This is a genomic window from Paractinoplanes rishiriensis, assembly GCF_016862375.1.
In the GTDB taxonomy this organism is placed as follows: domain Bacteria; phylum Actinomycetota; class Actinomycetes; order Mycobacteriales; family Micromonosporaceae; genus Actinoplanes; species Actinoplanes rishiriensis.
This window is the reverse complement of the sequence record NZ_BOMV01000097.1, coordinates 1-23,641: the sequence shown is the minus strand read 5'-3', so window position 1 is coordinate 23,641 and position 23,641 is coordinate 1. Positions and strand designations below refer to the sequence as shown.

21 protein-coding genes and 1 pseudogene are annotated in these 23,641 nt (G+C 72.1%); 8 read left to right on the top strand and 14 right to left on the bottom strand.

What is annotated here, in order from left to right; translation table 11 throughout:
• Nucleotides 1-107 precede the first annotated feature (107 nt).
• The 4 genes from Ari01nite_RS42385 to Ari01nite_RS42370 form a co-directional block, all read right to left on the bottom strand.
• Nucleotides 108-1,916: an ABC transporter ATP-binding protein gene (locus Ari01nite_RS42385; RefSeq protein WP_203789426.1), complete on the bottom strand. Its 1,809-nt coding sequence runs from the start codon at nt 1,914-1,916 to the stop codon at nt 108-110.
• A complete protein-coding gene (locus Ari01nite_RS42380) occupies nt 1,913-3,751 on the bottom strand; it encodes an ABC transporter ATP-binding protein (protein WP_203789424.1) in 1,839 nt (612 codons plus the stop codon). The genes Ari01nite_RS42385 and Ari01nite_RS42380 overlap by 4 nt, the downstream gene beginning before the upstream one ends.
• A gap of 36 nt (nt 3,752-3,787) precedes the next feature.
• Complete coding sequence (dctP, locus tag Ari01nite_RS42375) at nt 3,788-4,777, bottom strand: TRAP transporter substrate-binding protein DctP (RefSeq protein ID WP_203789422.1); 990 nt, start codon at nt 4,775-4,777, stop codon at nt 3,788-3,790.
• Nucleotides 4,778-4,840: 63 nt separating this feature from the next.
• A complete protein-coding gene (locus tag Ari01nite_RS42370; protein ID WP_239163488.1) occupies nt 4,841-6,490 on the bottom strand; it encodes a methyl-accepting chemotaxis protein in 1,650 nt (549 codons plus the stop codon).
• Nucleotides 6,491-6,767: 277 nt separating this feature from the next.
• On the opposite strand from Ari01nite_RS42370, the gene Ari01nite_RS42365 reads away from it, so the two are divergent.
• Both Ari01nite_RS42365 and Ari01nite_RS42360 read left to right on the top strand, forming a co-directional pair.
• Complete coding sequence (locus Ari01nite_RS42365) at nt 6,768-7,997, top strand: pectate lyase (protein ID WP_203789420.1); 1,230 nt, start codon at nt 6,768-6,770, stop codon at nt 7,995-7,997.
• A 73-nt stretch (nt 7,998-8,070) separates the two neighbouring features.
• The gene (locus Ari01nite_RS42360; RefSeq protein WP_203789418.1) at nt 8,071-9,012 is read left to right on the top strand and encodes a spermidine synthase; all 942 of its coding nucleotides are present in this window, start codon (nt 8,071-8,073) and stop codon (nt 9,010-9,012) included.
• Between the two features lie 187 nt (nt 9,013-9,199).
• On the opposite strand, the gene Ari01nite_RS42355 is transcribed toward Ari01nite_RS42360, so the two are convergent.
• The 5 genes from Ari01nite_RS42355 to Ari01nite_RS42335 form a co-directional block, all read right to left on the bottom strand.
• Nucleotides 9,200-10,459 carry an ATP-grasp domain-containing protein gene (locus Ari01nite_RS42355; protein ID WP_203789416.1) on the bottom strand — a complete coding sequence of 420 codons (1,260 nt, stop codon included), beginning with the start codon at nt 10,457-10,459 and terminating at the stop codon, nt 9,200-9,202.
• Nucleotides 10,456-11,928: an AMP-binding protein gene (locus tag Ari01nite_RS42350; protein WP_203789414.1), complete on the bottom strand. Its 1,473-nt coding sequence runs from the start codon at nt 11,926-11,928 to the stop codon at nt 10,456-10,458. The genes Ari01nite_RS42355 and Ari01nite_RS42350 overlap by 4 nt, the downstream gene beginning before the upstream one ends.
• Nucleotides 11,915-12,145, bottom strand: a complete 231-nt coding sequence (locus Ari01nite_RS42345) for a phosphopantetheine-binding protein (RefSeq protein WP_203789412.1) — start codon at nt 12,143-12,145, stop codon at nt 11,915-11,917. Before Ari01nite_RS42345 ends, Ari01nite_RS42350 begins: the two co-directional genes overlap by 14 nt.
• 5 nt (nt 12,146-12,150) lie before the next feature.
• Entirely contained in the window at nt 12,151-13,173 is a 1,023-nt protein-coding gene (locus Ari01nite_RS42340; RefSeq protein ID WP_203789410.1) for a GNAT family N-acetyltransferase, read from the bottom strand.
• 191 nt (nt 13,174-13,364) lie between these two features.
• The gene (locus Ari01nite_RS42335) at nt 13,365-14,834 is read right to left on the bottom strand and encodes an endo-1,4-beta-xylanase (RefSeq protein ID WP_203789408.1); all 1,470 of its coding nucleotides are present in this window, start codon (nt 14,832-14,834) and stop codon (nt 13,365-13,367) included.
• A gap of 187 nt (nt 14,835-15,021) precedes the next feature.
• On the opposite strand from Ari01nite_RS42335, the gene Ari01nite_RS42330 reads away from it, so the two are divergent.
• Nucleotides 15,022-16,269 (top strand): glycoside hydrolase family 6 protein, encoded by a 1,248-nt coding sequence (locus Ari01nite_RS42330; RefSeq protein ID WP_438872286.1) that lies wholly within the window; start codon nt 15,022-15,024, stop codon nt 16,267-16,269.
• Between the two features lie 9 nt (nt 16,270-16,278).
• On the opposite strand, the gene Ari01nite_RS42325 is transcribed toward Ari01nite_RS42330, so the two are convergent.
• From Ari01nite_RS42325 to Ari01nite_RS42315, 3 genes are read right to left on the bottom strand one after another with little or no spacing between them, the layout of a single operon-like run.
• On the bottom strand, nt 16,279-17,199 hold the full coding sequence (locus Ari01nite_RS42325) for an NAD-dependent epimerase/dehydratase family protein (RefSeq protein ID WP_203789406.1): 921 nt from the start codon (nt 17,197-17,199) through the stop codon (nt 16,279-16,281).
• Nucleotides 17,196-17,789, bottom strand: coding sequence for a dihydrofolate reductase family protein (locus Ari01nite_RS42320; RefSeq protein ID WP_203789404.1), 594 nt, complete (start codon nt 17,787-17,789; stop codon nt 17,196-17,198). The genes Ari01nite_RS42325 and Ari01nite_RS42320 overlap by 4 nt, the downstream gene beginning before the upstream one ends.
• A 55-nt stretch (nt 17,790-17,844) precedes the next feature.
• Nucleotides 17,845-18,645, bottom strand: a complete 801-nt coding sequence (locus Ari01nite_RS42315; RefSeq protein ID WP_203789402.1) for a helix-turn-helix domain-containing protein — start codon at nt 18,643-18,645, stop codon at nt 17,845-17,847.
• Nucleotides 18,646-18,747: 102 nt separating this feature from the next.
• Between Ari01nite_RS42315 and Ari01nite_RS42310 the strand changes: the two genes are divergently transcribed.
• The 4 genes from Ari01nite_RS42310 (at nt 18,748) to Ari01nite_RS42295 (ending at nt 22,315) form a co-directional block, all read left to right on the top strand.
• Nucleotides 18,748-19,689 carry an SDR family NAD(P)-dependent oxidoreductase gene (locus tag Ari01nite_RS42310; protein ID WP_239163487.1) on the top strand — a complete coding sequence of 314 codons (942 nt, stop codon included), beginning with the start codon at nt 18,748-18,750 and terminating at the stop codon, nt 19,687-19,689.
• Between the two features lie 88 nt (nt 19,690-19,777).
• Nucleotides 19,778-20,431, top strand: coding sequence for a fasciclin domain-containing protein (locus tag Ari01nite_RS42305; RefSeq protein ID WP_203789398.1), 654 nt, complete (start codon nt 19,778-19,780; stop codon nt 20,429-20,431).
• Between the two features lie 164 nt (nt 20,432-20,595).
• On the top strand, nt 20,596-21,762 hold the full coding sequence (locus tag Ari01nite_RS42300) for an alpha/beta hydrolase family protein (protein ID WP_203789395.1): 1,167 nt from the start codon (nt 20,596-20,598) through the stop codon (nt 21,760-21,762).
• 82 nt (nt 21,763-21,844) lie between these two features.
• A complete protein-coding gene (locus Ari01nite_RS42295) occupies nt 21,845-22,315 on the top strand; it encodes a hypothetical protein (protein WP_203789393.1) in 471 nt (156 codons plus the stop codon).
• 13 nt (nt 22,316-22,328) lie between these two features.
• Here Ari01nite_RS42295 and Ari01nite_RS42290 read toward each other — a convergent pair whose 3' ends face one another.
• The gene (locus Ari01nite_RS42290; protein WP_203789391.1) at nt 22,329-22,973 is read right to left on the bottom strand and encodes a WD40 repeat domain-containing protein; all 645 of its coding nucleotides are present in this window, start codon (nt 22,971-22,973) and stop codon (nt 22,329-22,331) included.
• Nucleotides 22,974-23,017: 44 nt separating this feature from the next.
• Nucleotides 23,018-23,167: a hypothetical protein gene (locus tag Ari01nite_RS42285; RefSeq protein ID WP_203789389.1), complete on the bottom strand. Its 150-nt coding sequence runs from the start codon at nt 23,165-23,167 to the stop codon at nt 23,018-23,020.
• 178 nt (nt 23,168-23,345) lie between these two features.
• Here Ari01nite_RS42285 and Ari01nite_RS42280 point away from each other — a divergent pair.
• Nucleotides 23,346-23,641 (top strand): annotated as a pseudogene (locus tag Ari01nite_RS42280) (hypothetical protein); the annotation flags it as partial.

Sequence of the window (23,641 nt, the reverse complement as noted above, 5' to 3'; positions counted from 1 at the left end):
CGAGCCTCGGCCTCTGCCTAGGGAGACTTTTGCCGGGCATGGCGGCAAAACTAGCATGGAGCGACATCGAAGGCCATGGTTGACTTTCGCGGCCGGCGCCGGCGCGGTCACATCGCCGGCAGCGTGCCCTCGTTGCCGAGCGCGTACGCGGTGGCCTGCAGGCCGTACAGGTCGGCGTAGGTGCCGCCGTGCTCGAGAAGTTCCTGATGAGAGCCCGACTCGATCAGCCGGCCGTCCTCCAGCACCAGGATCAGGTCGGCGTCCGCAACCGTCGAGAAGCGGTGCGAGACGATCAGGGTGATGCCACCCGAGGTCGCCGCGATCTCGCCGGCCCGCCGCATGTAGCGCTGGAAGATCAGGTGTTCGCTGGGTGCGTCCAGTGACGCCGTCGGCTCGTCCAGGACAAACAACAAAGGTGACGTACGCATGCACGCGCGCGCGAGGGCCACCTTCTGCCACTGGCCCTCGGACAGCCCGCGACCGCCGAACCGGGTGCCGAGCAGCGTGCCGGGTCCGTCCGGCAGCTGGTCGACCAGCCCGTTCGCGTCCGCGGCCTCGATCGCCGCCTGCCGGGCGGTTTCCGGTGCCGTGATGTCGCCCAGGCCGACCGCCTCGGCCAGCGTGGTCTCGTACCGGCCGAAGTCCTGGAAGGCGGCGCTCATCGCGAGCCGCCACTGCGCGGTGTCCAGGTCGCCGAGGTCCGCGCCGTCCACCCGGATCGCGCCCGAGGTCGGCTCGTACATCTTGGCCAGCAGCTTGACCAGGGTGGTCTTGCCGGAGCCGTACTCGCCCACCACGGCGACCACCGACCCGGCCGGCAGCGTCACGGAGACCTCGTGCACGGCGGGTGCGACACCGCCGTGGTAGCGGAACGACACCCGGTCCAGCGTGATGCCGTCGCGGAGCTTCTCCGGCGGTGCCTGGCCGCTGCCGTGCCGGCGACGCTGCTCCGCGGCGTACCGCCGCAACCACCGGAACGGTTCCAGCACCCGGCGTGACTCGGCGGCGGCGGTCGAGCTGCGCAACGCCGACTCCAGCACGGTGCGCAGCTGGGCGCCCAGGGTGACGGCCAGGACCACCGCGCCGGCCGAGCCGCCCCGGGCCACCGTCAGGCCCAGCCCCACGGTGTACGAGACGGCGAACAGCAGCCAGCCGGCGGACGACCAGATCCCGGCGGTCATCCAGGCCGAGGTGCGCGCGCGGACGATGCCGTCCCAGACCGCGCGCTGCCGGGCCCGCAGTTCGTCCCCCACGCCGGCGACCTGGATCTCCTTGACCGAGGCCGGCTCGGTGAGCAGGCGGAACAGGGCGCGTTGCAGGCGCACGTCGCCGGCGACCGCGACCTCGGTGGCGATCACCCGCCGCTTGCCCCGGGCGTCCAGCCACAACTGCACGGCGGCGCCCGGCACGAGCAGCAGCAGCCAGACCGCGGCCGAGGCGAGCACCGCGACCGTGACCAGCAGCCGCACCACCACGAGCACGGACAGCAGCACCGACCAGGCCGACTCCACGACGGCCCACCCCTGTCCGCGGACCGCGGTCACCCGGTCCAGGAACTCGGCGCGTTCGAGATGATCGATGCCGTCCAGGCCCGCGCAGATGCCGAGGATCTCCGGTTCCACCCCGGTCAGGCCGACGCTGTCGACGAGGTGGACGGTCAGCACGGCGGCGAGTTCGCCGATCGTCCAGTCGAGGGCGAAGGCCAGCGCCGCACCGAACGCGGCCACGGTCAGCGCCGCGACGTCGACGCCGCCACCGCTGCTCATCTCGTCGACCAGGGCCTTGAGCGCCAGCCCGACCACCGCGAAGGCGGCCGTGTTGACCAGCTGCAGGAGCAGGACGAGCGCCGTCATGCCCGGGCGCTTGCGCCAGCACAGCCGGAACATCTCCGTCCACAGGCGGAGGTACGTCGTCATGACGCCGCCTCGGGCTCGGCCCAGTCGGCCAGGCCCCGGTTGAACCGCTCGGCCTGCAGGCGGTACATCTCGGCGTACCGGCCGTCGCCGGCCATCAACTCGTCGTGCGTGCCGGACTCGGTGACACGGCCGCCGTCGAGCAGGATGATCCGGTCCGCCTGCCGCACCGTGGAGAGACGGTGCGAGATCAGCAGGGTGGTGATGCCGTCGGTCCGGCCGATCAGCTTCTGGAACAGCTGCGCCTCGGTACGGACGTCGAGGTGGGCGGTCGGCTCGTCGAGCACCAGGATGCGGGCGTCGTGCCGCACGGCGTACAGGGCCCGGGCGAGGGCCACCTGCTGCCACTGGCCGCCGGACAGGTCGACGCCGCCGTCGACGGTCACCGAGATCGGCGTGTCCCAGCCCCGCGCCAGCCGCTCCACCACCGGGTCGAGGCCGGCGTCGTGCGCGGCCATCCGCATCTTCTCCTCGTCCGGCACCGCGGTGGCCTGCCCCAGCACGATGTTGTCCCGCAGCGACAGCGGGTAGCGCACGAAGTCCTGGAACACCACCGAGATCCGCCGCTGCCACCGGTCGATCGTCTCGATGCCGGCCCCGTCCGCGGTGATCCGGCCCGACGTCGGCGGGTAGAGGCCGGCCAGCAGGTTGGTGAGCGTCGACTTGCCGGCCCCGTTCATGCCCACCAGCGCGAGCATCTCGCCCGGCCGGATCTCCAGGTGCACGTCGGTGAGGACCGGCCGGTCGGCACCGGGATACCGGAAGCTGACGTGCTCGAACCGGATCAGCGGCGCGCCCGGCGCCACGGGGCTCCGGCCGGTCTCCGGCGCGGCGGCCGGCGGACGGCCCAGCGCGTCGTCGAGTGCCCGGTCGGCCCGCAGCACCGGCCGGGCGCCCTCGGTGTTGACCGCGTCCCCGGCCTGCCCCATCGTCGTGAAGATGCCCCAGGCCGCGGCCAGCACCGCGGCCGCCAGCGAGACGGCGCCCTCGCCCCGCGCGGCGCCCATCCCGACCACCAGGTACGCGGTGCCGAGCGGCAGCGCGGTGACGACCAGCCGCAGCCTCACCACCCGGGCGGAGCGCGCATCGTCCGCCCACACCGGGTCGAGATGCTGATGCATGTGGCCCTGGTGCTTGCCGATCAGCCACCGGGCCAGCCCGAACACCCGGAGCTCCTTGCCCTCGGCCGCGGTGGTCGACACCTCACCCCAGTAGAGGTAACGCCGGCTGTGGCTGATCCCCGCGGTCCAGATCCGGTAGTGGGTCACCCATTGCCGTACGGTGATCAGCCGCACCAGCATGGCCGGTAGCACGATCAGCGGCACCAGCCACAGCGACCAGCGCGCCACGACGGCGGCCGCGGAGAACAGGCCGACGAACCGGATCAGCAGGCTGAGCTCGGTCAGGGCGCCGTCCGCCGGGGTCTTCTCCACCCAGTCCATCGGATCCGCGGTCGCCGTCCGGACCAGGTCCTGGACCGCCGCGTCCTCGAGCCGGCTGATCGTGCCGGCACCGGCCACCCGGGCGGCGAGCCGGCTGCGGTGCGCGCCGTTGATCCGTCCCTCCAGGACCGCCCGGAACGGCGGCTCCGCCACGGTGCCCAACTGGCCGGCCAGCAGGATCCCGCTGAGCGCGAGCAGCGGCAGCAGGATCGCGTCGCGTACCGCCCCGTTCAGCAGGGCCTCGGTGGCCAGCGCCGTGCCGGCCGGCACCAGCGCCGACAGCAGCCGGACCGCGGTGTAGGCGGAGAGCACCCGCCAGCCGGCATCCGGCAGCCGCCGCAGGAAGGCGATGCGTTCCTCGAACCGGCGGGCCAGCACCGATCCCCCCGTCGACACGCGCACGCCCAAGAGAACCCCGGCGCACGATGGCCGTCAAGCGTCGGGCAGCAGCGAGGCCAGGTCGCCGAAGGTTCCGCGGTGCTCGCGGACGACCGGCGCGAGTACCCGCCGGAAGGCCGCGATGTCGACGTCGTTCACGATCGCGCCCTCGTCCTTGGCGCGTTTCGCGGCGCGCGCCGCCCCCTGGCGCCAGAGCCGGATCTCCTCGGTCTGTGTCCGGCGCCCGGCCTCCCGGATCGCGCCCTGCACGTCGGCCGGTTGCTCGGACAACCATTTGCGGCTGGCGATCAGCACGTCGATGCTCTGCTGGTGACGGGTCCGGGAGTAGTACGGCGCATAGAGCGCGTGCCCCTCGGTGAGATAGAAGACCGGGTTGTTCTCGGCCCCGTGCACCACCTGTTCCTGGAGCGCGGACAGGATCTCGTTGTTGGCCATCGGCACCGCACTGCCGCCCATGGCATTGACGATGTCGATCGAAACGATGCTCTGCGGCACCCGAATGCGCAGGCCCTGCACGTCGGCCGGGGTGTGGATCGGGCGTTTGCCGTTGTAGAGGCTGCGCTCACCGGCATAGAAATAGGCCAGCACGATGAGGCCGGACTCGTCGAGAATCGCCGTGCAGCGCCGGCCCAGCTCACCGTTCAGCGCCGCCATGCATTCCTGCTCACCGGAGAACGCAAACGGCAGCGTCAGCACACCAAGCCTTTTGTCGTACGCCGAAAGATTGTTCACCAGCGTTTTCGCGAACGCGATCTGACCGGTCCGCACCATTTCGTTGACCCGGCTGTCGTCGCCGAGCAGGCCGCCGGCCGCCACGTCGATGCGGTAGCGGTCCTGGGTCAGCGTGGCCACCTGCTCGGCGAAGTAGCGTTCCGCCGCCACCGACGGGTTGGAGGGATGGACCGTGTCGGCCAGCTTCGCCACGACCGGCCCGGTGGGAACGCTGGGCGGCGGCCGCCGGTCGCAGCCGGCCCCACCGATCGCGGCGCCGATCCCGAGGGTCAGCAGGTGCCGTCGATCCACACCGACAACCTAGCGTCGCAACCCGGACACTTCCGCGAAACCATCGCATTCCTGCGGAGAACTCTAGTAGCGGTAGCCGCCGACCAGCGCCTCCAGCTGAGCGCCCATCCCGGCCAGTGCCGCCGCGGCCCGCTTGGCCTCGGCGATCTCGGTGACCGCCGCCTGGGTGGCCTCGGTGACCGACGAGATGTTCTCCGCGATGCGCCCGGAGCCGTCCGCGGCCTCGGTGACGTTGCGGCTCATCTCGCTGGTCGTGGCGGTCTGCTCCTCGACCGCGCCGGCGATCGCGGTCTGATAGTCGTTGATCCGCTCGATGACGTCGGAGATCTGGCGGATCGCTTCCACGGCGGCGCTGGTGTCCGACTGGATCGCCTGGATGCGCGACGAGATCTCCTCGGTGGCCTGCGCGGTTCCCTGGGCGAGGTCCTTGACCTCGCTGGCCACGACGGCGAAACCCTTGCCCGACTCGCCGGCCCGCGCCGCCTCGATCGTGGCGTTGAGGGCCAGCAGATTGGTCTGCTCGGCGATTGACGTGATCACCTTGATGACGTTGCCGATCTCGGCGCTGGACTGTCCCAGCTTGGCGACCGTCTCGTTGGTCGACGCGGCCACGGTCACCGCGTCGGCACCGACCCGGGCCGCCTCGTCGGCGTTCTGCGCGATCTCGCGGATCGACGCACCCATCTGCACCGCGCCCGCGGACACGGTCTGCACGTTGGCGGAAACGTGGTTCGCCGCGGCGGAGACCTCGGCCGTGCCGGTGTTGGCCTGCTCCGCCCGGACCGCGACCCGCTGGCTGGTCAGCGACAGCTCGTTGGCGGACGAGGCCAGCGCCTGCGCACTGCCGGCCACGGTCCGCACCAGGTTGAGGCTGCGGTCGAGCTCGTCGTTGAACGCGCCGCCCAGCTCCTGCAGCTCGCGGGAGCCGGCCGGCTCGATCCGGAACAGCAGGTCGTTGGGGTCGCGTGACGCCAGCGTCCGGGTGTACCGGACCACCACCCGGCCGACCTTGGACTGCAGCAGGTACAGCACGGCACCCATCACCGCCGGCACCAGCACGGCCAGCCCGAACAGCAGCTGGACCATCGTGCCGATGCGGCCGGCACTGTCGTTGACCTCCTGCTGGGCGCGCTGGTTGAGGGTGTCCTGGAACTTGACCAGCGGTCCGGAGATGACCGCCTTGTCGGCGTCGTACTTGGCGTCGAACATGATCCGGCGCGCCACCGCCAGCTTCCCGGTCCCGCTCAGCGCCCGGTCGGCGGCACCGAGGGTGTATTCGGCGATGGCCGGCGGCATCTCGGCCGGAGCGGCGCCGCCGGCCTCCAGCACCAGCCGCTGCGAGCGCGTCTCCGTGGCCACCAGCGCGTCCGAGTTCGCCTTCGCCTCGGCCACCAGGTCCAGCTCCGCCTGCTCGGCGCCGAGCTGCTGCAGCCGGTTGATCACGTGGTCCCGGGTCTTGGTCTCGTCGATCTCGCGCCAGTACGCGTCCAGGTGCCTGCGGTCCGCGGTCACCGCGTACGCACGAGCCTGGTTGGTCAGGAAATCCGACGCCGCCTGCAACTGAAGACCCAGCGCCTTGAACTCCGCCTGCCGCTCCTGCGCCACCCGCTGCTGATCGACCGCCCGGCCGAGCAGCAGCACGCTCAGCACCAGCAGTCCGGCGACAACCGCGAGCGCGACGGCCGCGGCCCGGTTGACAACGCTCTGCCGCACGTCACTACTCCTCTGTCAGACCATAAACGTGCACTCCTACATCCAAATCGACCTGAACAGCCCGAAACTGAGTGCGAACGGGTTGAATGCTTCGCCGCGGTGATACCGGCAAATTGGGTCAGCCCCGGGCATGATGTACATCACACTTGCCCATTCTGGGACCCGGATTACTGCAAATCCTGCAACTCCTTGTCAAACACATCGAGGCGTCTCTATTCTCCGCTGGAAAGCGCTTTCCTGCCAGCCCGCAGACTTGAACGATTAAGGTGAGACACGGATGAGACGATCAGTCGCCCTGCGCTGGATAGCCGCGGGTGCCACCGCTGCTGCCACCGGCGCGATCATGCTGACGCTGCCACAATCCCCAGCCATGGCCGCCGACAACCTGAGCCTCAACGGCGGCGCCGACGGCTCCAGCAAGGCCAGCGGCACCAGCTACGGCAACGTCAAGGACGGCAACACCGGCACCTACTGGGCGCCGAACGGCTCGACCGGATACGTGTCGGTCAAATGGAGCAGCGCCACCTCGGTGTCCTCGGCCGTGATCCGGACCGCCTCCGGTGGCGGCTCGATCAGCGCCTGGCGCGTGCTCAACGCCGACAACGGTTCCGTCCTGGCCAGCGGCAGCGGCACCCCGAGCACCATCAACTTCTCCTCGACGTCGCTGAAGAAGCTCACCTTCGACATCACCAGCGCGTCCAGCGCGCCGCGGATCGCCGAGTTCGAGACCTACTCCAGTGGCGGCTCGACCCCGACCACCGGCCCGACGACCGGCCCGACGACCGGCCCCACCACCGGCCCGACCACCCCGCCGCCCACCAGCAACCCGGGCACGCCGACCGGCCAGTGGCCGTCCTCGACCGGCAACGTGAGCATCTCCGGCACGGTCAACGTCTCGGGCACCTTCGACGGTGGCATGAAGACCTACTGCTGCATCGGTGACGGTTCGCAGGACGAGTCCCAGGACCCGATGTTCAAGATCGCCAACGGTGGCACCCTGCAGAACGTCATCCTCGGCTCCCCGGCCGGTGACGGCGTGCACTGCGAGGGCACCTGCACCATCCGCAACGTGTGGTGGAACGACATCGGCGAGGACGCCGCGACCTTCAAGGGCACCGGCGGCGGCACCAGCTACGTCATCGGCGGCGGCGCGCGCAACGGTAGCGACAAGACGTTCCAGCACAACGGCAACGGCACCGTGAACATCTCGGGCTTCTACCTGAACGGTTCCGGCAAGCTGTACCGCGGCTGCGGTAACTGCACCAGCTCGTACACCCGCCACGTCAAGATCGACAACGTGCTGGTGAACAACATCGACATGCTGGCCGGCATCAACAGCAACTGGGGCGACACCGCCACCATCACCCGCGTCACGGCCATCGGCGGCACCATCGTCGCCTGTGGCAAGTACACGGGTGTCGCCAAGGGCAGCGAGCCCAAGTACATCGGCGAAGGCTGGAACGACGCCAACTGCAAGGTGAACAAGAGCGACATCACCTACCGCTAGTCCGTAGGTAAGTTCGAGGGGCGCTCACCGCGAGGTGGGCGCCCCTTTCACGTACCGACCGACGGTGGAAACCATGACGGGTGTGCCGGATCCGGACGGCGCCGCGGAATACCTGCTGGCCTGGAAGCGCCGGCTCGACCGACTGCGGCAGCCGTCCGAGCGGCTGGTCGAGACCGTCGATTCCGGGGTGGCCGAGCTGATCGCCGACGCCGGCCGCCCCACCGCGTACACCCTCCTGCTGGACGGCGCCCCGCAGTCCCATGTCGACCTCGCCGACCCCGCCCACCTGGAATTCGAGTACGTCCGGCGGATGGCCGCCGCGATCGACGTGGTCGCCGCCCGCGGCCGGGCGATACGCACGCTGCACCTGGGCGGCGGCGCACTCACCCTCCCGCGCTACCTGGCGGCCACCCGTCCCGGTTCGGCACAGCTGGTGGTGGAGGTAGACGGGAAACTGGTAGAGCTGGTCCGGCACCGGCTGCCCTTAAAAGCAGAGGACCAGGTCCAGGTACGCGTGGCAGACGCGCGCGCCGCCCTGGCCGGCCTCCCGGAAGCCGCGTACGACCTGGTGGTCCTCGACGTGTTCGCCGGCGCCCGCACTCCCGCCCATCTGACCTCGGTTGAGTTCGCCCGAGAGGTCGCCCGGGTGCTCACCCCACCCGGCTGGCTGATCGCCAACATCGCCGACGGCCCACCCACGGCAGCGGGCCCGCCCGCATCCTCGTCGACGGCGCCGCTGCGCTACGCCCGTGGCCAGGTAGCCACGATCCGCGCCGCGCTCCCCGCCGCCTGCCTGCTGACGAGCGCCGCGGTGCTGGCCGGGCGCCGCTTCGGCAACCTGATCGCGCTAGCCGGCCGAACCCCGCCGCCGGTGGCCGAGCTGTCCGCCCGGATCGCCGCCGACCTGTTCCCCGGCCAGGTGGTAACCGACCTGGACAGTTTCACCGGCGACGCCACCCCGGTCACCGACCGCGAGGCAATCGCGTCGCCGCCGGCACCGGACCTTCTCCCATAGTGCCGCTTTGTGGATCCTCGCCCACCGGCGCGGGCCAGCCTTTGTGCTGCCGAAGCCGCGGCGGCCGCTGACCGCCGCAAATGCACCCGTTTCGAGTCGCACCCGACAGATCTTGACCCGTCGACCACCGAGAGGCGAGCTCCACAACCCGAACTGGCCGTGGCCGGACCGCGCGTGCGCGATCCGCCTACCCCGGCAGCCACTGTGCAAGCTGCGCGCCGGTCAGTGTGACCCGGCCGTCCGGGGTGTCGAAGACGTACCCGGACAGGGCGGCAAGCTCCGCCACCGCGGTCACCATCTCCGGCACGGTGGCGGCGTCGCCGCAGATCAGGTCGACGTTGCGGGTCGCGACCGCGCCGGTGAGCCGGTCGCCGGGACGCATCCGGGGTACGTATCGCCGGACCGCGGGATGGGCGCGGACCCGCTCGACGCCGGTGACCCGCACCAGTTCGCCCACCCGGTCCGGTGCCGGGTGGGTGAGCTGGAAGTGCACGCGGTCCGGCGTGTGCGGCGCGACGACTACCGGCCGGCTCAGCGCGATCGAGGCGGCGGCCCGGGCCAGATCCGGGCCGCCGGCGCGCAGCGACAGCTCGTTGATGTTGCCGCCGAGCCGGCCGTTGACCTCGATCAGCCGTGGACCTCCGGCGGTCAGTTTCAGCTCGGTGTGCGTCACGCCGTCGCGTACGCCCAACGCCCGGATCGCCGCGCTGGTCCGCGCGCGTACGGCATCCTGGTTTGACTTGGTAAGGGCGGCGGGCCAGAACTGGCCGGTCTCCCGGAACGGCCGGGCCAGCGGAAGCTTGCCGGTCACCGCGATGTGCACCGGATGGCCGTCCTGCACGACGCTCTCCACCGAGACGTAGTCGCCGAGCGGCGCACAGTCCAGGCCGGCGAGAAACTCCTCGGCCAGCAGGACGGTGCCGGGCGGCGACTCGGCCAGGATCAGCCGGACCAGCCGCTCCCCCGCGCGGGTGTCCTCGATCAGGTGGGTGTGCGCGCTGGACTGACCGCGGCAGGGTTTGAGCACCAGCGGCAGACCGACCTGCGCGACCGCCGCCGGCCAGTCGCCCACCCGGTCGATGCGGGCCACCCGCACGGTCTCCACCCCCGCGGCCGCCAGGCTTCGGCGCTGCGCCAGCTTGCTGGTCAGTTGCTCCACCGTCCGCGGGCGGTGAAAGGGCAGGCCGAGCTCGGTGGCCAGCCGGCAGGTCAAGGTCAATTGCGTTTCGCTGTACGTGAGAACGCCCGCCAAACCTGCGGCGCGGGCCGACCGGATGTCCGCGTCGACAGCGCCGAGCGCGCCCAGCATGGGAGCCATGGTCCGGTTGAACGGCGTGTCCGGGGCCAGGAAGACCGGTTCGGCCAGCCCCCGGGTGGCGGCCACGACGTCCTGAATGGTCGCGGCGCCTTCGTCGAAGACCACCCCGAGCCGCGGCTCCGCCGTCACGGCCACAGTGCCCGGACCGCCGCGTAGTCGGTCTTGCCGTTGGCGTTGAGCGGCAGCTGAGCGGCCCAGCGCAGGCCCGCCGGCACGAGGTACGCGGGCAGCCGCTCCTTCAGGGCGCGCCGCAGCACCGGCTCCGGCCGTTCCTCGCCCGTGCACACCGCAAGCAACTCACCACCGTCGAAGGTGTCCCGCCAGACGACGGCGCTGTCCAGCACGCCGGGCACGGTCCGCAGCGCACCCTCCACCTCGCCCAGTTCGACCCGGTGGCCGCGGAGCTTGCGCTGCCGGTCCCGCCGTCCGAGGTAGACGATCGAACCGTCCTCGATCCGCACCTGGTCGCCGGTGCGGTACCAGTGCCGATCCGCGGGCCGGACGCCGGGCGGGACCCCGCGGGCCGGACCGTCCCCGGCGAACTCGACGAACCGGCCGGCGTCATCCTCCGGGTCCAGATAACCGTGGAAGCGCTGCGGACCCCGTACGCATAACTCGCCCTCGCCCGCCGGACGCCCCCGGTCGTCCAGGATCAGCGTGTCGACGCCCGGCAGGGCGGCACCGATCGGCACCGTGCCGTTCCGGGTGACCGGCCGGTCACCCGGTGCGGCCGGCAGCCGGTAACCGAGGCACACCACGGTGGCCTCGGTCGGGCCGTAGATGTTCTCCACCACGCTGCCGGCGGCCGCCGCCGACCACGCGGCCGCCTGGTCCTGCCGGAGCGCCTCGCCGGCGAACAGGCTCCAGCGCAGATCGGGCATCGACCCCGGCGACAGCATCCGGGTCCGCATGGCGAGCGACACCAGCGACGGCGCCGCGGCCAGGTGGGTGAGCCGGCGGCCCACCACGTAGTCGACCGGGAGCAGCCGCTCGCCGGGCGACGGCACCACCAGCGTCGCGCCGGAACCCCAGGCCCCGAACAGATCGAGGACCGACATGTCGAAGGTCAGCGCGAAGGTGTGGCTGACCCTGCTGCCCGGCCCGAGTTCATACCGGTCCAGGGCGGTGGCCAGGAAGGCGAGCGCGTTCCGGTGGGTGATCGGCACGCCCTTGGGCACGCCGGTGGACCCCGAGGTGAACAGGATGTAGGCGACCGCGCCCGATTCCTGCCGCGCCTCGCCGCCGTAGCTCTCGACGTCGCCCCGGGACACGAACGCGTCGACGCCGGCCCGCCGGAGGATGTCCGCGGCCCGCCCGGCCGGCTGGCGCGGATCGACCGGCACGACGGCCGCGCCGGCCCGCAGCGCGCCGAGATAGCCGGCGTACGTCGCCAGGCCGCCACCCGCCTCGAGCCCCACCCGGGTGGCCGCACCCAACCGGCACGCGACGCCGCCGGCCAGGTCCCAGAGCCGGCGGTAGGTGACCGCCTCGTCCGGCAGTTCGACGGCGATCGCGTCCGGGTGCCGGGCGACGGTCGCCGCCACCAGGCCGGCGAGCGTGGCCGCCGGCCCAGCGAACGACGACTCAGCGGACGGCATGGAGCTGCACGCAGGCCGCGATCAGCGCCGACAGGCGCCCGTCGGTGAGCAGCGTACGCAGCGGGAACTCGATGGCCAGGGCGGCCTCGACCTGCTCCATCAGCCGCATCGCGCTCAGCGAGTCGCCGCCGAGCGCGAAGAAGTTGTCGTCGTCCTGCGCCCGGTCGGTTTCCAGGACGGTCCTCCAGACGTTCCGGACGATCCGGTCGACATCCATGACATTCATTCCTTTCCCGGATTCGCGAGACCCCAGACCGGGACCAGGCGGGCGCCGCGCAGCACCTTCGGCGCGCTCGAGGAGAGTCCGAGGTGGATGGTGGTGCAGCCGTGCCGCTCCGCGTGCCGGATCGGGCCGTGCACGCCGGCCGCCGCGTACGCGAGATGGCGGTGCTCGTGCTCGGCGACCAGGCCGATGTCGTACATGTCCAGCCGGTCGCCGGCGCGGCAGCCGAACGACACGGCCAGCAGCATTCCGGCCCGGTCGCGCACCTCGAACGCCACGTGCTCGCCGGTGCCGCAGGCCAGCCACTGCCCGAGGCGGTGGGCCACCAGCCGGGGATGGTCGGGCAGTCCGTGCCCGCGCCGCACCGCGGCGATCAGCGGCGCCGCGCCGCCGGCCGCGCCCTCCGCGGGCACCTCGGTCACGGTCATTGCCAGGGCTTCCAGGCGCCGCCGCTCCTGCCGGACCAGCTTGCGCCGCGACCGCCGGAGCCCGGCCGGATAGCCCGGTTCCGCGAGGTCGAGCACGGCGGCGCTGCCCAGCCGGCGCACCACGCAGCCCGCGCCCAGCGCGGCGGCGAAGTCGGCGACCTCGCTGTCCGGGACGTACAGGGCCGCCGCGCCGATCCCCGCGCGCCCGACCTCGGCCAGACCGCCGGCCAGCAGCGCCCGCCGCACCTCGCCGGGGTCGGCTCCGGGCCGGTCGGCGAGAACCACACCGGCGGCCAGGTCGTGCCGGCCACCCAGGTACGCGTACTCGCCGTCGAGGCCCAACACCCGGGTGAGGTCGTAGTCCGCGTCCCGGCACGGACCGAAGCGGCGCCGGTGCACGGCCAGGTATCCGACCGGCCGCTCGCCGAGCCGGGCGAGCACCACCGCGCAGTCCCAGCGGGCGTCCGGATAGATCGCCCGCAGCGAACCCGGCGACAGCGCGCCCGGCGACGGCAGCCACCGCCCCGCCTCGAGGACGCTCCAGGCGTCATCGAGCGGGCGCACCTCGGTCCGCAGCCCCAGCCGGCTGTGCACGAAACCCCCCGTGTTCGCGCAACCAACACTGTGGACACAGGGTAGTTCCATCCCGCCACCGGCACGTACCTTGATCTGTTGACGTCATGCCGGTCGCTCCGATCGGTAAGGTCATCAGCCTCGGTGACATCGTGCTGCTGGGGACCGCCGGCCCTGCTCGCCCTCCTGGACCGGTGCCTGGACTGAGCCGGTCAGGTGGCGGTGCACGTGGGCGTGAGGCTGCCGGCCGAGCCGGTGCCCTGGAAGCCGAACTCGGTGGACTGCCCGGCACCGAGGCGGCCGTTGTAGCTCGCGTTGGCGAACCGCACGGCGCCGCTGGTGCCGGTGGCGGAGCTGTTCCACGAGTTGGACACGGTGGCGCCGCTGGGCAGGGTCACGCCGACGGACCAGCCGTTGACCGGTGCCGACCCGGCGGTGACCGTCACGGTGGCGACGAAACCGCCGGTCCAGGAGTTTAGCGAGACGGTCGCCGTGCAGCCGGCCGGAGCGGGCGGGGAACTGGGCGACGACGACGGCGGGTCGGACGGCGGCACCGGCGGGGTGGAGGACGAACCCCCACGGCCCTTGTTCAGCTCGTCCAGCACCGCGGTGTAGGCGGCCTTCTTCTGGTAGTTGCCGCTGCTGCCGGTGAACAGCAGGCCCCGCTCGGACGCCCGCCACGACTCGCTGTCGGCGATGCCCCACACCGTGATGCCGGTGCACTTGGCGACGTTCAGGCAGGCCCGGACGACCTTGCGGTAGTTGTCCGCCTGACCCTGGCCGATGTCGTTGTTGCTCAGGTCGTCGTCGATGTCCAGCTCGGTGAGGTGCACCTCGACGCCGAGGTCGGCGAACCGCTGGATGTTGGCCTGCAGGTCGTCGGAGATGATGCTGTTCGGGTTGTCGTTGAAGTGCGCCTGGAACCCGACGCAGTCGATCAGCTGCCGGTAGTTCCGGACGATGTCGTACAGCGCGTTGGCCTTGCGGTTGGCGGTGCCGCCCCGGACCGTCAGGCCCTCGACGTCGTAGTCGTTGATGCACAGCTTGGTGGTCAGCCCGTTGGCCTGGACGACCTGTTTGGCCCGGGTGAACGAGTCCCGGATGACGTCGGTGTCGGTCGCGTCGAAGAGGTCGCCGTCGCCGTTCGCGTCCCGGTTGAGGCTGTGCGGCCACTGGGTACGGCGGTTGCCGGTGTTGTTGTCGTCCAGCGCTTCGTTGACGACGTCCCAGTAGGCGACCTTGTTGCCCCACCGGGTCAGCGCGTTGCCGATGAACGTATTGAGCGTCGCCTGGCTGGCACCCTGCAGCGCACCGGCCTGCGAGTGCCAGACCATCGTGTGGCCGCGTACCAGCATGCTGTTCGTCTGGGCGTGGTTGACCAGGGTGTCCGCGTTGCCGGTGTTCTGCAGCCCGCCGCTGGACGTGGCGATCGTGGACGGCTTCATGTCGTTCTCGGGCGTCAGCTGGTTGAACTCCTGGCCGACGATGGAGCTGAGCCGGCCGGGCGAGGCGGCGACCCCGAAGAACAGGCCGGCCTTGGCGGCGGCGGCCCGCAGCGTGGTCTCGGCCGCGGCGGCCGGCGTGGTCGACTGGACGATCGCGGCGCCGCCGGCCAACAGCAGTACCGCTGCCGGCCAGGCGATTCGCGTCCGCTTCCGGCGCTGGTCAGGACTCCTGCTCACGGGACCTCCTCGAGCCACGGCGTTCGACAGCCGTCGATGGGCAGAAGTATCGATACCGCGCCGGAACGATGTCAACAACTTACGGAGTAATTCCGGAAGTTGCGGGATCGGCGGAGCCGGTTGCCAGAGGCGTCGCGCGGGCGTAAGGATGGGAACGCTCCCACCGTCGTCCGATCAGGAGTCCGACGTGTCGATATCCCGTTCCGCGCGGCTGGTGACCACCGCGCTCGCTGCCTCCGCGGCAGCCTTGATCTTGATTTCCTCCCCGGCGAGTGCCGTGATTCCGGACGGCACCCGGTTCTATACGCCGCGGCCCGACCCCGGCGCCGTCCAGCAGATCGCCCAGCTCAAGGCCGCCGGTCAGCGCGCCCTGGCCGGCCAGATCCGCACCATGATCGAAACCCCGCAGGCGGTCTGGGTGACCGGCGGCTCCGGCCGCACGCTGACGCAGTCGATCAAGGCGGAGGCGCGCCGGGCCGCCGCCAAGAAGAAGCTGCCGGTCTTCGTCGCGTACAACATCCCGTTCCGGGACTGCTCGCAGTACTCCGCCGGCGGCGCCACCTCGGTGGCCGAGTACCAGGCGTGGATCGACGCGTTCGCCGCCGGCCTCGGCGGGCAGCGGGCGGCCGTCGTGCTCGAGCCGGACGGCCTCGGCATCATCCCCTGGTACACCACGATCAACGGCAACCAGGAGTGGTGCCAGCCGGACGAGGCCGACCCGGCGACCGCCGCCGCCGAGCGGTTCGCGATGCTCAACTACGCGGTGGACCGCCTTGCCGCCCTGCCCCGGACGAGCGTCTACCTCGACGGCACGCACAGTGCCTGGCTCGGCGTCGGTGACATCGCCGACCGCCTGGTCAAGGCCGGGGTGCGCAAGGCCGACGGCTTCTTCCTCAACGTGTCGAACTACGAGACGACCGAACGGCAGCTGAAGTTCGGCAACTGGATCTCGAAGTGCGTCTACTACGGCACCCAGGGGCCGGCCGAGGCGCGCGGCCACTTCGAACAGTGCGCCAGCCAGTACTACCCGGCCAGCCCCGGCGACTTCAGCACCTGGCCGCTCAGCGACGCCTGGTACGCCGCCAACGTCGGCGACGTCTCGCCCCGCCGCCTGGCCCACTTCATCGTGGACACCAGCCGCAACGGACAGGGACCGTGGGCCGCGCCGGCCGGCGTCACCTGGCCCGACCCGCAGACCTGGTGCAACCCGCCGGACCGCGGACTGGGCCTGCGCCCGACCACCCGGACCGGCGACCCGCTGGCCGACGCCTTCCTGTGGGTCAAGACCCCCGGCCAGTCCGACGGCCAGTGTGACCGCGGCACCGGCACGGGCGTCGACCCGGCCCGCGGCGGCACCGCCGACCCGGCCGCCGGCGCCTGGTTCCCGCAGCAGGCCGAGGAACTCGTCCGGCTGGCGAACCCGCCGCTGCGCTGATCCGCACCCTCAGCGGAGGTTGCCGGCTCGCCAGGCGACGTAGTCGGCAACCGCGGCAGCGATATCGAAGGCAGGCACGAAGCCGGTGTCCTGGGTGAGGCGGGTGATGTCGAGATACGGGTCGTCGCCGGGCCCGTCCCGCCGCCCAGGACGCAGGTCGAGCCGCACCCCCGGCGTGCCGGCCCGCACCGCACCGACGAACTCGCGGTTGGTGAACGGCCGGCCGCTGGACACGTTGTAGGTGTCGTGCCGCAGGTTCGGCGCGTTCATCAGCAGAGCGATCGCGCGGCCGGCGTCGGGCGCGTAGCAGTGGTCGCCGCCGTCGTCGGCGTGCAGCGGACCGGGCTGCTCACCGCGAAGAACGGCGCTGAGGTACGGCGGAATGCGGTTGAACGGGCTTTCCGGGTCCATCAACGGGCCCCACGTGCTGCCGATCCGCAGCACCACCGGCTGGACGCCGCTGCCGTCGAGGCCGTGCGTGACGAGCGGCTCGGCGGCCTTCTTGAACGCGATGATCAGGTGCGGCAGCCGTGCGGTGGGCAGGGCGAGATCCTCGTGCCAGGGAATCTCGGTACGGCCTAGGTAGACCCCGAGGCTGCTGGCCACCGCGCACCGGCGAACTCGCCAGACACGGGCGGCGTGCAGCGCGTTGAGCAGGCCGGCCAGCTCGGCACCGAGGAAGGACACCGGATCCGCACCGGGAATGCCGCCGGCCAGGTGGACGATGTCGCCGATGTCGTGGCGATCGGCCAGGGCCAGGAACGCGTTCCGGTCGGTGACGTCGAGCCGTTCCACGGTGACCTGGCCGGCCAGGAACGGCGGAACCTCGGTCCGGTCGTGCGCGGTGACGACGACCTCGTGCCCGAGGTCGGCCAGAGCCCGTGCGGTGTGCGCGCCGATCATGCCGAGCCCGCCGGTGACCAGGATCATCGGGCCACCTCGTAGTGCAGGTGCGTCACGCCGGGGGCCGGCACCGCTTCGACCAGGTGCAGCCGTACGTGCGCCGGCAGCGCCTGGAAGAACGGCCGGCCGCCGCCGAGCAGGATCGGCACCTGATGCAGGACCACCTCGTCGAGCAGGCCCTCCTTGAGCGCCTCGGTGACCACGCCGCCGCCCATCAGCGCGACGTCCTTGCCGCCGGCGACCTCGCGAGCCGCGGCGATCGCGTCCCGGATGCCGGTGCTCACGAAGATCTGCCGGTCGTGGCGCTCCGGCGGCGGGCGATGGCTGAGCACCACCAGCGGGGCCGCCGGGTGCGGGGTGCCGCCCGCCGACCAGCCGGAGTCGTCGTACGTGTTACGCCCGGCCAGGCTGGCACCGATCCGAGCGGCCAGGGCGTCGAAGACGCCGGCGCTGGGTGCGCTGAGCCGGAACCCGTCGAGCACCTGGCTGGGCGTGTCGCCGTCGAAGTACCAGTCGAACAGCATCGGCGCGTCGCCGAGCCCCCGACCGGTGCCGGCGTTGCGACCGGTGAGGTAGCCGTCGACCGAGACACTCAGGGCGCTGAAAACCTTGCTCATGCCGGAAGAAGCTACGAGCGTCCCGGCGGCCGGGGCTTGAACAAATCGCGCACGATCAGGCGCGCGGGCGGGTCGCCAGGAAGGGCCGGTAGGAGGCGGAGTGGTCATGCCCGCAGGCGCACCGGTCGACGTCGCCGCCGAGCAGCTGGCGCGGGGTGCGGCCGGTCAGCCGGAGACATTCCCGGCCGAGGTGTGCCTGGTCGGCGTACCCCACCTCGGCCGCCGCCCCGGCGATGCCGGCCGCGGCGCCGGCCTGCGCCATCGCGAGAAACCCCTGAAACCGCAACGTACGCTGCAGGACCTTCGGGCTCACCCCGACCGCGTGCAGGCAGCGGCGGCGCAGCTGGCTCACCGACAGCGCCAGACGCGCGGCCAGGTCGTCGATGGTGACCGGGCGCCAGGGCATCAGCGCCGCCACGGCCGCATCCACCAGCGGATCCACCCGCGCCGCACCCCGCAACTCCCGGACCAGATGGGCCTGCACCACGGTCAGCGCCCGCTCGGGCGTACCGGCTCGGGCGATCGCCTCGACGAGGCGGTCCACCGCGCTCCCCCACAGCTCCGCCAGGCCCACCCGCTGACCCACCAGGTCGTCGGCCCCGGTCGGCAGGCACGGCGCGGCCCCCGGCCGGAACCGCACACCCACCATGGTGGTACGCGCCGGCAGCACCTCGACGCGCGGCCCGGTCAGCGGTCCGAGCAGCTGCGGATCGCCACCGATCGGAAAGTGGATCTCCACTCCGCCGGTGGGCAGGTGCCGCTGGCGGTACGCCGTATCACCGGTGCGCTGGATCCAGACCGTCCGCACCATCCCGGCCAGCCCCGGCAGCGGCGGACGCTCAACGTAAGACTCCATCGCGGCCATCCTCCCACCGGGAGGATGGCCGGGACTGACCGGCGCGTCAGTGGGTAGACGCCGGAGGTGATGACTAGGCGAACGACATTCGGTGACGCGGTCGTGTTGATCACGGGAGCGTCGAGCGGGATCGGACGCGCGACGGCGCTGGCCTTCGCCGCCGAGGGGGCCCGGCTGGTGCTGGTCTCGCGCGGCAAGGAGGCGCTGGAGCAGGTCGAACACGACTGCCGGGAGCGAGGCGCGCAGGTGCTGATCACACCGGCCGACATCGCCGATCCGGCGGCGGTCGAGGCGCTGGCCCGGCTGGCGGTGCAGCGGTTCGGGCGGATCGACGTCTGGGTCGAGGCGGCGGCCGTCGGCATCGCCGGGCCGCTGGGCTCGGAGCCGGTCGACGAGATCCGCCGGCTGGTGGACACGAACGTCCTCGGCACCACGCTGTGCGCCCGCGCCGCGTTGGCCACCTTCCGGGCGCAGGGCCACGGGACTCTGGTGCTGGTCGGGTCGTTGCTGTCGCTGTTCCCGAATCCGATGGTCCCGCTCTACTCGATGAGCAAGTTCGCCATCCGGGGGCTGGCCCTGAACCTTCAGCAGGCGGTCGCCCGCGACCCCCGGATACACGTCAGCCTCCTGCTACCCGGCCCGGTCGACACCCCGTTCTTCGAGCGGGCCGCCAACCACTCGGGCCACCGGCTCCGCGCGATCCCGCCCGCGTACGCACCGGAACGCCTGGCCGCCACGGTCCTCTCGTGCGCCCGCCGCCCGCGCCGGCAGGTGACCACCGGCGTGGTCTCGCACCTGGCGCTGGTCGCCCACCGGATCGCCCCGCGCGCCACCGAGACGGTGGTCGCCCGGTGGAGCGCAGCCCTCGTGACCCAGCCGGCCGCGGCGCCCCCCGGTCCTGGCTCGCTGTTCGATCCGCCACCCACCGGCGCGGTGCACGGCGGATACCGCCGCGGGCCGGCCCGCCGGCGGCTCGGCGAGTGGCTGGGCAACGTTCGCAGCGCGGCCGCCACCGCGGCGACCGCGCACCGCGGCCGACGCTGATTCCCCGCATCCAACTGGCGTGCGCCGGGCGAAGTACAGGCGGGTGGCACCGCAGCCACCAACCCTGTATCCGGAAGGACGCACCACGATGAGGATCACCCGACTCGGTAAGCGGGCCGCCGCCGTCGCGACCGCCGCCATCGTCGCCTCCGCCCTCTCCGCCGCGCCGGCCGCCGCGCACGGCCCGAAGCCGCTGAAGACGAGGTCGCTCGCCGCCGTGCTGACCGCGGACACCGGTGGCTTCGACCGCAACGGCCGTGACTACGACATCCTGACCGCCGCGGTGCAAGCCGTACTCGCGGCCAAGCCGTCCAGCCCGGTTGCCGTGCTCGCCGACGGCAAGACCGCACTGACCGCGTTCCTCCCCGACGACCTGGCGTTCCGCAGGCTGGTCGCCGATCTCCAGCACACCAGGCGGCTGCCCGGCGAGCGGAAGGCCTTCACCGCGGTCGCCGGCCTCGGCATCGACACCGTCGAGTCCGTCCTGCTCTACCACGTCGTCCCGGGCAACACGATCACCCGCAGGGCAGCCCTCAAGGCCGGCGGCGCCAGGCTCACCACGGCCACCGGATCCAAGATCAAGGTCCAGGTGTACGGGCACAGCCGGCACCAGCGGATCGCCCTCGTCGACGCCGACCGCAGCGATCGCAACCCGCGGATCAACCGGTTCGACATCAACCGCGGCAACCGGCAGATCGCACACGGCATCGACCGGGTGTTGCGCCCCATCGACCTGCCCTGACCCATCGCGGCCGGGCCACCCCGGCTGGGGGCGGCCCGGCTGGGGGCGGCCCGGCTGGGGGTGGCCCGGCTGGGGCGGCCGCAAGGCGGTGGATTCGCACTAGCGCCGATAGGTTTGTTGTGGAAACCTATTGGCACTACGACCACCGACACCCCGGAGGACCGATGACCGCCTCTCTGACCCGCCGGCACCTGCTCACCGCGGCGCTCGCCGCCGGCGTCGCCGTGCCGCTCGGTGCCGGCCGCGGCCTGGCGTCCCCCAAGCGGCTCATGCTGCCCCCGCCCACCGGACCACACCCCGTCGGCACCGTGCCGCTGCACCTCATCGACACCTCCCGCCTCGATCCCGTCGCCGGGCCCGGGCACCACCCCGAACTGATGGCCGACGTCTGGTATCCGGCCACCCGGGACGCCCGGCGCCATCCCGTCAAGGCGTGGATGCCCGCCGCACCGATGCACGCGCTGTTCGAGTCCGCCGGGCTCGACGCCGACGTCGCGCCGCCCCGCACCGCCGGCCACCAGGGAGCCCCGGTGCTGCGGCCGGCCGGCCGGCGGCCGGTGGTCGTGTTCTCGCACGGCGCCGCCGATCAGCGGTCCGAGGCCACCGTCGTGGTCCAGGAACTCGTCAGCCACGGCTACGTCGTGGTCACCGTGGACCACCCGTACGACCCGTTCGGCGAGTTCCCCGACGGCCGGCTCCGCCTCCCGGCCGACGACGTTCCGGTCACGCCCTGGGACCACGCCCGCGACATCCGGTTCGTCCTCGACCGCATCGAGGACCTCGCCGCCGGCCGCAACCCCGACGCTCAGGGCCGCCCGCTGCCGGCCGGTCTCGGCGCCGCGCTCGACCCGCACCGCGTCGGCATGTTCGGCTTCTCCAAGGGCGCGACCGCAACCGCCCTGGTGATGAACACCGACCGGCGGGTGCGCGCCGGGCTCAGCCTGGACGGCCCGATGCTGTCCGGCCCGCGCCCCGCCGAGCTCGACCGTCCCTTCATGCTGATGACCGCGGCGTTCACCCCGGGCGCCGACGAGTCCGGCGTCGGCGAGTTCTGGCCGCTCCTGCACGGCTGGCGGCTCCAGGTGCACACCGCCGGCGCGACCCACATCGGGTACTGCGACTACCCGTGGCTGATCCCGCAGCTCGCGGCAGTCAACGGGATGAGCGGCGAGCAGGTCACCGACTGGATCGGCACGCTACCGCCGGCCCGGGCGGTGCGCATCCAGCGGGCGTACCCCCTCGCCTTTTTTGATCTGCATTTGCGGCACCTTCGGCAGTGGCTGCTCGAACGTCCGAGCCCGGCCTTCCCGGAGGTGAAATTCGTTCCCTGACCCAATGGCCACAGCCTGCTCCGCCGTCACCGGTGGCCGGGAGTTGGAGGACCGCGGCCTCGAGCGGCCCTAGCCTGAGGTCATGTCGTACGTCGCCACCCGTGACGGCCGCAAGAACCGCAGCGCCGCACGCCGCACCCCCGCCGTTCCCGACCGGATCGAAGACCTGCACGGCAGCAGCCTCGGTGTCCTCGAGGTGCCGCACCACATGAGCTGCGGTCACGCCAGCCGCCGCCGCTACGACCTCGAGGACCCGGCCCAGCTGCGGCACGCCTACCAGCAGGTCCTGTGCGAGGCGGCCGGCTGCGGCGAGGTCGAGGACCTGATCAACCCGGCCACGCTGCGCCGGGTCTGGCGCGACCTGCACCTGCCCTCCCGGGTGCGCGAGGCGTGGGAGACCCGGCACCCGAGCCTGCGCCGCACCGTCAACCGCACCAGATCGGACGCCACCCCGCGCGACGAAACCCGCGTGCCCGCCGCGCGGGGCTTCACCCGCCGCGGCCGGTCCCCGGTTTCCAGGACCACCACCGTCCGTCCGGCCGTCGCCCGCTGACCGACCCGCCGGGTCACCGACACGGGTCCGGTACGGGCTCGCCGGGGACCATGTCGCGCCACGTCTCCGCGCTGATGCTGCCGACACGCTGGCACAGGTGAGTCAGCGGGTTCCGGAACGGCCAGAGGTCCCACAACCGGACGACGCCGTCCTCGTTGAGGGCCAAGGTTCGGCCGTCCGGGCTGAACGCCCCGGTCGTCACCGTGGAGACGGCCAGCGGTCCGGCGACGGCGGCACCGTTCCGCGGGTTCCACACCAGTACTGGCTGATTGATGCCGCCGATCGCGGCCAGCAGCGCACCGTCCGGACCGAAGGCCACCGCTGAGACCATCCCCTCGGGCGAGTTCAGCGGCCCACTGATCAGACGGCCGGAGTGCACGTCCCACATCCACGCGATGGCGCGGCTGCCGCCGTTGACGACGGCCAACTGCTTCCCGTCCGGGCTGAACAGCAGGTCTACAACGGAATACTCGTTCCCCTTCAGCGGTCCCAGGAGCAATTGACCGGTACGCGAATCCCACAGGCGTACGGTGCCGTCGGCCCCGCCGGTCGCCAGCCGCGCGCCGTCCGGGCTGAACGCCATCTCCGGCTGCTGACCGCTGTCGCCGCGCACCGGACCACCGATCGACCGCCCGGTGCGCAGGTCCGACAGCTGCACGGTTCCGTCACCCAACCCCGTCGCCAGTACGGCTCCGTCTGGGCTCAGCGCCACGCGTCCGCCTGCCAGTCCGCCACCGGCAGCGGCCCGCCGACCGCCGCTCCGGTCCGCACCTCCCGCAGCCGAAGCTTCCCGTCACGTCCACCGGCGGCGGCCCGCAGCGAACCGGCCGGTCCGTCGAAGACCGCCGCCACGTTGGTGAGTCTGTTTTCAACCAGAAGCAAGGCAGCCTGCCGGCTCTGCCCGATACCGGCGCCACGATCGACCCCGCGCTGGCCGACCTGGCCGCCTATATCAATCGCGGCCGCACCGTGCCCTTCATGGATCAGCTTTGGCCGAACGCCAAGGTGCAGCAGGACATGCTCGGACGCGATGATCGATCGGAGCCTGGACGGCGTGGTGCTGATCGCCCCGGTCTCGTCCCGCGCCCGCCTGCGGGCCGTCGCGGACACCGTGCCCACCGTGGTCATCGGCCGGCACGGTCCGGCGCTCGGCTACGACACCGTCACCGACGACGATTTCGCCGGTGCCGGGCTCGTGGTGGCGCACCTGGCCGCGCTGGGCCACCGCCGCATCGCCCACATCGAGCACCGGGAGACCGACCAGGCGCGGCTTGCCGAGATGCCGAACGCCGGGTTGTCGGTCCCCGGTGACATCTCGGTGGCCGG

Coding starts and splice junctions, on each gene's coding strand:
- Ari01nite_RS42300 (WP_203789395.1), top strand. CDS start 20,596: ATGACCGCCTCTCTGACCCGCCGGCACCTGCTCACCGCGGCGCTCGCC.
- Ari01nite_RS42360 (WP_203789418.1), top strand. CDS start 8,071: ATGACGGGTGTGCCGGATCCGGACGGCGCCGCGGAATACCTGCTGGCC.
- Ari01nite_RS42325 (WP_203789406.1), bottom strand. CDS start 17,199: ATGATCCTGGTCACCGGCGGGCTCGGCATGATCGGCGCGCACACCGCA.
- Ari01nite_RS42295 (WP_203789393.1), top strand. CDS start 21,845: ATGTCGTACGTCGCCACCCGTGACGGCCGCAAGAACCGCAGCGCCGCA.
- Ari01nite_RS42345 (WP_203789412.1), bottom strand. CDS start 12,145: ATGGATGTCGACCGGATCGTCCGGAACGTCTGGAGGACCGTCCTGGAA.
- Ari01nite_RS42365 (WP_203789420.1), top strand. CDS start 6,768: ATGAGACGATCAGTCGCCCTGCGCTGGATAGCCGCGGGTGCCACCGCT.
- Ari01nite_RS42350 (WP_203789414.1), bottom strand. CDS start 11,928: ATGCCGTCCGCTGAGTCGTCGTTCGCTGGGCCGGCGGCCACGCTCGCC.
- Ari01nite_RS42305 (WP_203789398.1), top strand. CDS start 19,778: ATGAGGATCACCCGACTCGGTAAGCGGGCCGCCGCCGTCGCGACCGCC.
- Ari01nite_RS42385 (WP_203789426.1), bottom strand. CDS start 1,916: ATGACGACGTACCTCCGCCTGTGGACGGAGATGTTCCGGCTGTGCTGG.
- Ari01nite_RS42315 (WP_203789402.1), bottom strand. CDS start 18,645: ATGGAGTCTTACGTTGAGCGTCCGCCGCTGCCGGGGCTGGCCGGGATG.
- Ari01nite_RS42320 (WP_203789404.1), bottom strand. CDS start 17,789: ATGAGCAAGGTTTTCAGCGCCCTGAGTGTCTCGGTCGACGGCTACCTC.